The organism is Anabaena sp. UHCC 0253, from assembly GCF_009712085.1.
Taxonomy (GTDB): domain Bacteria; phylum Cyanobacteriota; class Cyanobacteriia; order Cyanobacteriales; family Nostocaceae; genus Dolichospermum.
This window is the reverse complement of the sequence record NZ_VILD01000002.1, coordinates 158,394-169,518: the sequence shown is the minus strand read 5'-3', so window position 1 is coordinate 169,518 and position 11,125 is coordinate 158,394. Positions and strand designations below refer to the sequence as shown.

Here is an 11,125-nt window from a genome sequence, read left to right as displayed (position 1 = left end):
CTAAACAACATCCTTATGGAGAATGGTTGAAACAGCATCGCCTAGAATTGAGTAACTTAGTTGAGGGACAGTCTGTAGGGAATGGGAATGGACACCAAAGCCCAACTAATGGAAATGGCCATTTATCAACTCATAAAATTGAGCCACAAGTCTTATTACAACAGCAAATTGCCTTTGGCTACACCATAGAAGATGTAGAAATGGTGATTCACCCCATGGCTAGTACAGGTGCAGAAGCAACTTTCTGTATGGGGGATGATATTCCTTTGGCTGTGTTGTCAGAAAAACCCCATTTGCTGTACGACTATTTTAAACAGCGGTTTGCTCAAGTTACTAATCCAGCAATTGATCCTTTACGGGAAAAGTTGGTAATGTCCTTGACGGTGGAATTGGGGGAAAGGGGAAATTTATTAGAACCCAAAGCAGAATACGCCCGCAGACTTAAATTAGAGTCACCTGTACTTACCCAGACAGAGTTAGAAGCCATTAAGTTGTCAGGATTTGGGACGGCTGAATTATCAACTTTATTCCCCATAGCCACAGGACCGAATGGTTTAAAAACGGCTGTGGAATCTTTGCAACAACAAGCTGCTGAATCGGTGCGGGCTGGTGCAAAGATTTTAATCTTAAGCGATCGCACAGGTACAGGAATTGCTGCGGAATATACTTACATTCCGCCTTTATTAGCAATCGGTGCGGTTCATCATCATTTAATCCGTGAAGGGTTACGGATGAAAACATCCTTAATTGTGGATACCGCCCAATGTTGGAGTACCCATCATTTTGCTTGTTTGTTGGGTTATGGTGCTGGTGCGATTTGTCCTTATATGGCTTTAGATACTGTCAGTGCTTGGTGGGCTGAACCCAAAACCCAGCAGTTTATGACTAGGGGCAAAATTGCTACCTTGACTTTAAACCAAGCGATCGCCAATTATCGTAAAGCTGTAGAATCGGGTTTGCTGAAAATCCTCTCAAAAATGGGAATTTCGCTACTTTCCAGTTATCAAGCGGCGCAAATATTTGAAGCGATTGGGATTGGTGGTGATTTATTAGCTTTGGGTTTTAGGGGGACAACTTCCCGAATTGGGGGGTTAAGTGTCAGTGAATTAGCCCAAGAGGTACTATCGTTCCACAGCAAGGCTTTCCCCGAATTGACGGCGAAAAAGTTGGAAAACTTAGGTTTTGTCCAATATCGTCCCGGTGGTGAATACCACATGAACAGCCCAGAATTAGCGAAGGCGCTGCATAAAGCTGTAAATGGCAAGCAATATGACCATTATGAAGTTTATAAACAGCATCTCCAAGATAGACCAGTGACGGCGTTGCGAGATTTATTAGATTTCCAAAGTGATCGCTCACCCATTCCTTTAGAACAGGTAGAATCAATCAATGATATCGTGAAGCGTTTCTGTACTGGAGGGATGTCTTTAGGGGCATTGTCACGAGAAGCACATGAAACTTTAGCGATCGCCATGAATCGCATTGGTGGTAAATCTAATTCTGGTGAAGGTGGCGAAGATCCAGTCCGTTACAACGCCTTAAATGATGTTGATACTGCTGGGAAATCTCCTACTCTTCCCCATCTCAACGGGTTAAGAAATGGTGACACTGCTGCCAGTGCCATTAGACAAGTTGCATCAGGACGCTTTGGTGTAACTCCCCAATACTTAGCCACAGCTAAACAAATTGAAATCAAAATTGCCCAAGGTGCAAAACCAGGAGAAGGTGGACAGCTACCTGGACCCAAGGTAAGCCCATACATTGCCATGTTGCGGCGTTCTAAGCCTGGTGTGACTTTGATTTCACCACCACCCCACCATGACATTTATTCAATTGAAGACTTAGCCCAGTTAATTTTTGACTTGCACCAAATTAACCCCAAAGCCCAAGTTTCGGTGAAATTAGTCGCAGAAATTGGTATTGGCACAATTGCAGCAGGTGTGGCTAAAGCAAATGCGGATATTATCCAAATTTCTGGACATGATGGCGGTACTGGTGCATCACCCCTTTCTTCCATTAAACACGCAGGTAGTCCTTGGGAATTGGGTTTAACAGAAGTGCATCGAGTATTGATGGAAAACAGCTTGCGCGATCGCGTCATCTTGCGTGTAGATGGTGGTCTGAAAAGCGGCTGGGATGTCCTAATTGGGGCGTTAATGGGGGCTGAGGAGTTCGGATTCGGTTCAATAGCTATGATTGCCGAAGGCTGCATTATGGCGCGGATTTGCCACACTAATAACTGTCCTGTGGGTGTAGCTTCTCAGAAGGAAGAACTGCGGAAACGGTTTACAGGAATTCCCGAAAACGTTGTTAACTTCTTCTACTTCATCGCGGAAGAGGTGCGGAGTCTATTGGCTAAATTGGGATATCGTTCTTTATCAGAAGTAACAGGCCGGGCTGATTTATTAACTGTTCGTGCTGATACCAAACTCAATAAAACCCAAGCTTTGAATTTGGATTGTTTAACGAAACTACCAGATACAAAATCTAATCGTAGTTGGTTGTTACATGAAGAAGTTCACAGCAACGGACCAGTTTTAGATGACCAATTACTAGCTGATGCAGATATTCAAGCTGCAATTGGGCATCAAGGTACAGTTAGCAAAACCTTCACCGTCGTCAATACCGATAGAACAGTCGGTGCTAGGTTAACTGGGGCGATCGCTCATAAATACGGGGACAACGGCTTTACAGGGCAAATTAACCTCAACTTCCAAGGGAGTGTGGGGCAGAGTTTCGGCGCATTTAACCTCGATGGTGTCATCCTCACCCTAGCAGGAGAAGCTAACGACTATGTAGGTAAGGGCATGAATGGTGGGGAAATTATTATTAAGCCCCCCGCAAATGCTACTTATAACCCAGCGGAAAATGTGATTGTGGGGAATACTTGCCTTTACGGTGCTACTGGTGGGGTTTTATTTGCTAATGGTTTAGCTGGAGAACGGTTTGCGGTGCGGAACTCCAAGGGTACAGCGGTAATTGAAGGGGCTGGTGATCACTGCTGTGAATATATGACTGGTGGTGTGATTGTTGTTCTGGGTAAGGTCGGCCGCAACGTTGGTGCAGGAATGACTGGTGGATTAGCTTACTTCTTAGATGAAGCAGGTAATTTCCCTGATTTAGTTAATCACGCTATTGTCAATGTGCAACGAGTTGTGAGTGATGCTGGTGTACAGCAATTGTATGAGTTAATTAAAACTCATGCACATAGAACTGGTTCACCCAAAGCCCAGGAAATTATTGCCAATTGGGCAGAGTATTTACCCAAATTCTGGCAGTTAGTCCCACCCTCTGAAGCTGATAGTCCAGAAGCAAAAACAGAGGCAAAACAATTAAGTTCTGTTTAATTTGTCTGAATCAGGATTTACAGGATTGGATTAAATACTTTGTTTGTATTCATCCTGTTCATCCTTTAATCTTTTTTGTCTGAATCAGGATTTAGAGGATTTAAGGATTTACAGGATTGGATTAATTACTTTGTCTGTATTCATCCTTTAATCTTTTTTGTCTGAATCAGGATTTAGAGGATTTAAGGATTTAGAGGATTGGATTAATTACTTTGTCTGTATTCATCCTGTTCATCCTTTAATCCTGGTTATCCTGATTCAGACATTTAATCCTGGACATTCTGATTCAGACATTTAATCCTGGTTATCCTGATTCTGACATTTAAGGTTTCTTGGATTTTTGAGCAACTACTTGTGAATATTGATTTTGCATTTCTAAAAGTTCGGGAACAGTGACAAATTCATAACCTTGGTTGCGAAACCTACTAATGATTTCTGGCAAGGCTTTGACGGTGTGAGCGCGATCGCCTCCTCCATCGTGCATTAACACAATTCCTCCGGGTCTTGCTCCTCTAAAAATGTTATTAATCAGTTTTGGTACACCTGGACGAGAGTAGTCTATAGAATCAGCCGACCACATAATAACAGCATATTTATTACTCTTAGCGTAAGCCGCCACCCCATTACTCATAATCCCTCCAGGTGGACGGAACAAACTAGTTTTCACCCCTGTAGTTTTATAAATTATATCTGTAGTGTTGGCAACTTCATAAGCTGCTGCTTGTGCATTCATGTGGTGATACCAGTGATGCCAAGTATGGTTAGCAATAGTATGACCATCTGTAACTACTCGCTTTGTTAAATCAGGATAATTTTTGACATTCTGCCCAACAACAAAAAATGTACCTTTGATATTATTTTTCTTGAGAATATCTAATACCTGTGCCGTACTATTAGGCCAAGGACCATCATCGAATGTTAAGGCAATCACTTTCTTGTCTGCGGGAAGTTTGGCCTCTTTGATCACAGCCCCTTGAAAATTAGATGGAACATCAGTCGCAAATCCCTTCGCTTGTGCTTCTTGTTGCCAACTGGTGAGCATTTCTGTTTTCAACTTCTCTAACCGCTGCTGAGTTACTACATTAGCAGTAATATCTTTAATACTGTTGCTTTGGCTTTGAGCATCGGAGGTGTTAGTTTTGAAGAGGATCATTAATGCAATACTAAAAGTGCCAGTTAGTCCCAGCAATGCAATTAATATTCCCTGTGTGCCAAAAAACGACTTATTATTTTCCACAACATAACTCCTTAAGGGGGTGAGCAATCAGTGATAGCAGCGATCGCTCTGACGGTAGGTTATAACACATTTTTCTATATATTGAGATTCTCAGTTATTGATGATAAATTATGCAAATTGCAATACATATTTACATATATTCCTCAATTCAATATATATCTACTCATAAACCAAGTACATATCCCATAATCATTACTAGTACCGCAGGGCGGAATTAAAAATTAAAAATTAAAAATGCAGATGGCATAAGCTTCTTGAGAATTCTTAATGGTTGGTTGATTTACGCCGTTGTGTACTAGTAATTATCATGTGTATGGAGATTAATCTATCTTTAACTACTTTTATTCACAGATTGATCTGACAAAAAAGTGATTTTTCCTCAATACCAAAAAATATTTAGACGATAATTAACTGACGATAGTTTCTCACTTGTCAATAAGGGTTAGTAGTTACCATAGCTACTATTCTAAACTTGATGCCATAAATTTTCATCACCAATTGATGACTTTTGATCAGCTAATTTTATTTTTTCCAAACTACTAATATAACTCCTGTAACAATCAAGCCTAATCCAAAAACACGGGTTAGAGAAATAGGTTCTTTTAAAATAAAATACCCCAATAATACGGAAAATATATAACCAACGGAAACAGCAGGAGCAGCAACACTAAGATTTACTCTCGTTAACAGTAGAATATAGGCTACTGCACCAATCCCATAACAACTTAGTCCTAATAAAAGTTCTGGTGTGGTGACAATACTGAGAATATGACTCACAGCATTACCCGTATCAACTTTTCCTAATTTAATCGCTCCCATTTTCAAAAAAAACTGTCCAGCTACACTAATGAGAACTGACATCATCAGTAAACTAAATTCTTGTGGTGACACAGATATTACCCTTAGATACTAAATTTTACACAAATTGTCAATTATTAATTGACAATTGACAATTGATAATTGACAATTGTTTCATTCCAGGTTTTAAACCTCTCCTTTAAAGGAGAAAAAAGCAAAAAATTCCTATTTCTCCATTTTCATATTTAAAGTGCGAGGTAAATTTCAATTTTCCATTGTTCATTGTTGAAGTTTATTGGGGAAATTTAAGCAGCAAATATGAAAATTTCAGTAGTCATTCCTTTTTACAATGAAGAAGCTAACATTGATCAACTATTTAAAAGACTGGAAACAATTATCAACTCCCTTGATATAGAATATGAGATTATATGTGTAAATGATGGCAGCAAAGATAACACACTTGAATATTTAATACAACATCATACTCGTAATCCAGTTATTAAAGTCGTTAGCTTGTCCCGTAATTTTGGCAAAGAAATAGCTTTAACTGCTGGTCTTGATTATACTACAGGGGATGCAGTTATCCCTATTGATGCGGATCTTCAAGATCCACCGGAATTAATTAAACAACTAATTGCCAAATGGCAAGAAGGTTATGACGTAGTTTATGCAACTCGTGGTTATCGTTGGGGGGAAAGTTGGTTAAAACGCTTTACTGCTAATAATTTCTATGGAGTCATGGAGAGTTTCAGTAATATTCCCATACCCCGTAATACTGGAGATTTCCGGTTGATGGATCGTCGAGTTGTAGAAGCTATCAAGAAATTACCAGAAAGAACACGGTTTATGAAAGGTTTGTTTTCTTGGGTAGGTTATAGACAAACTGCCATAATTTATGATCGTTCTCCACGTTACAAAGGACTAACAAAATGGAATTATTGGAGTCTTTGGAATTTTGCTATTGATGGTATTACTTCCTTTAGTTCATTACCTTTGAGAATGTGGACTTACATCGGTTGTTTTATCTCCTTACTTGCGTTTTTATATGCTGCTTATTTAATGATTCGTACCTTAATTTTTGGCATAGATATTCCCGGATATGCTTCTTTAATGGTGACAATATTATTTGTAGGAGGTATTCAACTGATCAATTTAGGAATTATTGGTGAATATATTGGCCGTATTTATGAAGAGGTGAAAGGAAGACCTCTATATTTAGTTAGAGATGCTTATGGATTTGATAATAGTGGAGAAGATAATAATATCAAATCAGATCAAGTTTCCTGATTGTATTATTTATTAACCTAACCATTTATCTTGACCATATCTAATCCATTGTTCTACTAACATGAAGGCAGAAATCAAACTCATAAATAGCAAAGTTTGATATTTAATTTTACCGGGAATACAGCGATATAAATATCCTAACCCCAAGAAAAAGTAGGGTATAGCAAATGTATGTCTACCTAAACTCATTAAACGATCCCATGTGAAGAAATTAATCAATGAATGAGCAGTAGCAAAGTAAACACAAAACCAGAAAATATAGTTAACAGCTAAATTGTTAGTATAATCAGGAAGTTTTATTTTAGTTACATTGATTTTATATTTTATTGATTTAATCAAGTGGTAAACATATACCAATATTAATAAAGGTGGATATAAATAAAAGATACTCCACCAAATTCGATATTTGGGAACAGATATAATGTTTTGTTGTTGAGTAAACTTGTAATATGTAAAAATCAAAGACAAACACAAAATTATTACAGGTAAATAAAGACCGATAATATCAATTAAAGGTGATTTGGGAAATAATAGTAACTCTAAATGAATACCTAATTTTCTACCCCAGAGACTTTGATCATCAAAAGGTGCAAAGAAATTACCTCTAGTTTTGAAACAAAAACTACCATAAACAGAATAACCTAGTAATGAAGCAACCCATATTGTTACAGTTGTTTTAATTTCAAGGTGATATTTTTGCACATTTATTAACAAATTGTGCCAAGAATATTTATTTATTTTCAATATTTCTAAACCAATAATAGTTATTAAAGTGAAGATAGTTGCAAAAAATATTTGAATTAAGATAGGTCTAGTTAAATTCATTAAAAATGTAATAATGAATAAAAAACAAAGTTTAATATCTTGATTAATTTTGTTATTAGGTAAACAAACCCAAATAAATAATGTACTCAACAAAGAAAATAAGCTTTCTGTGTAACCAATAACTCTAAAAATTGCCATGGGGTTAACAGTATAAGCTAACATCATCCAAAAAGCTAAATATGTACGCTGCAAAGCTATTTTAAAAACCCCATATAGTACAAAATTAGTTATAAAAAATATAACTGTAGACAGCAATAAAAAATAATGTGCTGCTTGTTCTACAGTTTGGGGATGAAAGAGGTTATGAATAATAAAAGGCCACAGGGGATAAAATGCCTTACAACTGGGATTAACAGCCATTTGAGCGTAAGCTTCTACGTCCCAATAGTAACTTTTATGAGGCCCAACTGGAGGAATGGCACGAAATAATCTTGATGGAGAAAAGAATTTATGAAAAGCATCAAGATAGATCAGCATTCCTATAGCAGCACAAAGAATAAATACAGTACAGATAATTAAGGGTAATATCCAGTTAATATCTTTGTGTTTTTGAAACATTTTTTATGTATAATTATTTGACTAATTTTTCACAAATAAGAAAACATCATCTTGTTGATATTGCTTCTGGAAATTTGGATTTATTTCTAATTTTTGAACTAGATTTTTAGAAAATTCTTCATTACCTGCCCAACCAGGATGACGAACATTTAATAAGACATAATCAAAAATATCTAAGTCTTGCTGTGGATTACCTGCATCTGTAAATTTAATTAATTTCCGATGACTTAAATGTGGTGCAATGACTGAAGTAGTATAAACTCCTTCTTTACTTTCCACTAAAGAAATAGCTTCTCTTGTAGCTGCTAAATTATCTATATGATCTAGATATTTTCCAGCAAAATGAGGGAATTTGGCTAAACAAAAGAATGTAATTAATGACCAAATAATAATTCCTCTTTTATGTTGAACTAATCCCTTACCTACAGCCAAACTAGCAATAACAGCTAATATCAAAAATGGTAAAGCTGGTAATAAATATTGATGAACTAAGTCTTTTTGGAGAGGATAATCAGCTATTAAGTTGAGTGCTAAACAAGGAATAGCACCAACTAAAGGTTTTAAACTAGCAGTAGATAAACCCCAGATTATTGGTGCTGATAATAAAACTAGGTATCCTAAATTATCCAAAGAAAAGATTTTGCTTAATATTAAATTTGGCTGAAAGATTAAATTTTTAGCAATCTCAAAAACAGAGTTACCTAAATAACCATAACGTCCTACTGCTGCTGCTTCTGCACCACTAAAAACAGGAATAATTAACTTAGTGGTAATGATAAACCAAGTAACACCACTAACAATAGCTAATAACCCGTAGAAACGGCGTTTTTCAAATAGAATTAACCACAATCCCATGGCTGCAACTGTTAAAGATAATACAGCTTTACAACTTAAAATAAAAATTAAACATATACCAAACCAAATAAACTTTTGCCGCCGTGCAAATAAAACTGCTGCTAAAAACAATGGTACAGCAATAACTTCAGGATGGAAATCAAATATATTGGCATTAAATACCACTGGATACAATAAGTAAGCAGTAGCAACTGCTATAGCTTGACCTTCTTTTAATCCTGCATCAATAGCTAAATGCCATGTAGGTAAAGCACCTAAAGCTAAAGCTAGTGATTGCACAAGAAATAGCCAATATACTGTCGGATAAATTTTGTATAATAAAGCTAAAGGATACAAAATCCCAGCAGCATGATCACCAAAAATGTGAAAACCTATAAAAGAAGAGATAGGCGGTTTACCTTGACTAATTAAATAAATTCCTTGGTCAAAAATGCCTAAATCAAAAGCCGTGGATTGAAACAGTAAATGTTTTATACTACTAGCAGTAAATAAAATTACAAAACTGATACCAATCATCCAAACTAACGGACTAGGTTTAATTAATCTGTTTTCCATATCACCTCAAATTGAACTTTAAATACTTATCTTTAACAATTAGATATATATAGGAAGCCTACATAATTGCTGAAAAATATAAATTTTGGTGGGCAATTTCCACCCTACGTATATATTCAAAAATTAAATGGTAATCCTATAGAAATACAAGTGATGACAGCAGGTTACTTACCAGATGAATTAAGCAAAGATTTTATTTATTACTCAAGTATTAGAACTTACCATGATTTGATGTAATTAATCACGCAAATTTACTGAAATATTAGAAAATTAATATTTCACATGGTTAAGCAATAATTATTACTGATATATTAAAATTTTGGTAATTTTAATTTTTTATTGAATGATAATTAAGATATATTTCAGGTTTAGCTCTAATCTTTTCTAAAATCTCAAAACCTACATATTTAAAAAAATTTGATGGGTAAAGCAAACGCTAAACCCATCTGATAGATAATTGTAAGTGTCTATTTGAAAATTTAAGGTGTTTCTGGGAATGTTTGCACCTTGCGATCATGACCAAGTACAACTCGTATTCTTAGGCTTTGTCCAGATTTATTAGTAGAAACAAAAGGTTTACCAATTTCAGGAAGGCCGCTATTATCAATATATTCTCTAGCAACTTGATTTAAAGGTAAAATTCTTTCGATTGTGCCATCAACACCCAATACTAAACTATATTCCAGAGCTTGAGAAAGTCCGGTTGGTGGTTGCCAACGCTTGTTAAGATATTCTCTAGCTTCTGCTACTTGGGGAGTATCAAATAAAGTCTGATCCCTAGCAACTTGTGTAACTGAAGAGGTATTAGTTGCGGTTTTTAATCTCCTAATTAAACTCTCTTGATTGTTTTTTAACAGTGCCTGATCTGGGTTAGAAATTCCTAGAGTTCCTGGTTGTAATTCAACAGCAGAAGAAGGAAGATTATTAGGAGTATTACTCAGATTGTTATTAGGAATAGTGGCAATAGATTGGGGCAGTGTGGAAAAATTGGGTGAGATGTTACTATTTGTACGAGGCACATTCTTGGGTTTCGCAGTATTTATCCTGCTTCTAGCGACAATGCTTGGAGAATTCGGTGCAGGATTGGGGACTATAGGAGGTAAGGAGATTTGTGAATTAATAGGAAAGGAAGAGGTATCTGAGGGGATAGTTAATGCAGGTTGAGGTGATGCCGGAATAGTTGCATTAGGAAAGGCTAGGGGGGCTGGAGGTGTATTAAAATTAGGAAGTGGTGGTGTCAGTTGGGTGGGAGGTGGAGTTAAATTTAGTGTAGGTGTTTGTGTAGCGTCTGGAAAAGAAGGTTCGATAGCAACTTGCGTTTCTTCAGCAGAATTCTTTTTAGCTACTTCTTTTGACTTTGCTGAATATTGTTGGCATATTGCCAGGTAAATGGAGTTAAACCTGCGGCTATTGCTAAAACTGCGGCTATAGGGGCCCATCGAGGCAAACTGCTCTGGGAAGTTTGAGGGCTGAAAGTTGGTAGAGCAATCATATCAGATGAGTATTCATCTAAAGCTGTAGCTAAATCAAATAGTTGCAGTAAACTCAATTCAATTACGGGTCCAGATGTTTGGTTAGCAAGAGAACCGAGAAAGAGTTTATGAGTTAAATTATTGCTGGGTTCTAAATAAATTTTGGCTGGGGAAGATTGAGTATTAAAAGA

8 protein-coding genes are annotated in these 11,125 nt (G+C 36.5%); 2 read left to right on the top strand and 6 right to left on the bottom strand.

Going from position 1 to position 11,125, the window contains the following annotated elements; translation table 11 throughout:
* On the top strand, positions 1-3,347 hold a 3,347-nt coding region (locus FJR38_RS04865; protein WP_254449358.1), incomplete at its 5' end, for a glutamate synthase-related protein.
* A 322-nt stretch (positions 3,348-3,669) separates the two neighbouring features.
* Here the strand turns inward: FJR38_RS04865 and FJR38_RS04860 are convergent.
* Positions 3,670-4,584 carry a polysaccharide deacetylase family protein gene (locus tag FJR38_RS04860; protein ID WP_168535741.1) on the bottom strand — a complete coding sequence of 305 codons (915 nt, stop codon included), beginning with the start codon at positions 4,582-4,584 and terminating at the stop codon, positions 3,670-3,672.
* Positions 4,585-5,106: 522 nt separating this feature from the next.
* The gene (locus FJR38_RS04855; RefSeq protein WP_168535740.1) at positions 5,107-5,475 is read right to left on the bottom strand and encodes an EamA family transporter; all 369 of its coding nucleotides are present in this window, start codon (positions 5,473-5,475) and stop codon (positions 5,107-5,109) included.
* A gap of 225 nt (positions 5,476-5,700) precedes the next feature.
* Between FJR38_RS04855 and FJR38_RS04850 the strand changes: the two genes are divergently transcribed.
* A complete protein-coding gene (locus tag FJR38_RS04850) occupies positions 5,701-6,669 on the top strand; it encodes a glycosyltransferase family 2 protein (RefSeq protein ID WP_168535739.1) in 969 nt (322 codons plus the stop codon).
* A 12-nt stretch (positions 6,670-6,681) separates the two neighbouring features.
* On the opposite strand, the gene FJR38_RS04845 is transcribed toward FJR38_RS04850, so the two are convergent.
* From FJR38_RS04845 to FJR38_RS29230, 4 genes are all read right to left on the bottom strand, one after another.
* Entirely contained in the window at positions 6,682-8,052 is a 1,371-nt protein-coding gene (locus FJR38_RS04845) for a mannosyltransferase (protein WP_168535737.1), read from the bottom strand.
* A gap of 21 nt (positions 8,053-8,073) precedes the next feature.
* A complete protein-coding gene (locus FJR38_RS04840; RefSeq protein ID WP_168535735.1) occupies positions 8,074-9,462 on the bottom strand; it encodes a DUF2079 domain-containing protein in 1,389 nt (462 codons plus the stop codon).
* Positions 9,463-9,941: 479 nt separating this feature from the next.
* Positions 9,942-10,901 (bottom strand): hypothetical protein, encoded by a 960-nt coding sequence (locus FJR38_RS04835; RefSeq protein ID WP_371418144.1) that lies wholly within the window; start codon positions 10,899-10,901, stop codon positions 9,942-9,944.
* Positions 10,805-11,125 (bottom strand): DUF4335 domain-containing protein (locus tag FJR38_RS29230; RefSeq protein ID WP_371418143.1); only part of this gene is annotated, 321 nt, incomplete at its 5' end. The genes FJR38_RS29230 and FJR38_RS04835, both read right to left, overlap by 97 nt.

Excerpts from the sequence above, each read along its gene's own strand:
- FJR38_RS04850 (WP_168535739.1), top strand. The coding sequence starts at position 5,701 with ATGAAAATTTCAGTAGTCATTCCTTTTTACAATGAAGAAGCTAACATT.
- FJR38_RS04845 (WP_168535737.1), bottom strand. The coding sequence starts at position 8,052 with ATGTTTCAAAAACACAAAGATATTAACTGGATATTACCCTTAATTATC.
- FJR38_RS04840 (WP_168535735.1), bottom strand. The coding sequence starts at position 9,462 with ATGGAAAACAGATTAATTAAACCTAGTCCGTTAGTTTGGATGATTGGT.
- FJR38_RS04835 (WP_371418144.1), bottom strand. The coding sequence starts at position 10,901 with ATGGGCCCCTATAGCCGCAGTTTTAGCAATAGCCGCAGGTTTAACTCC.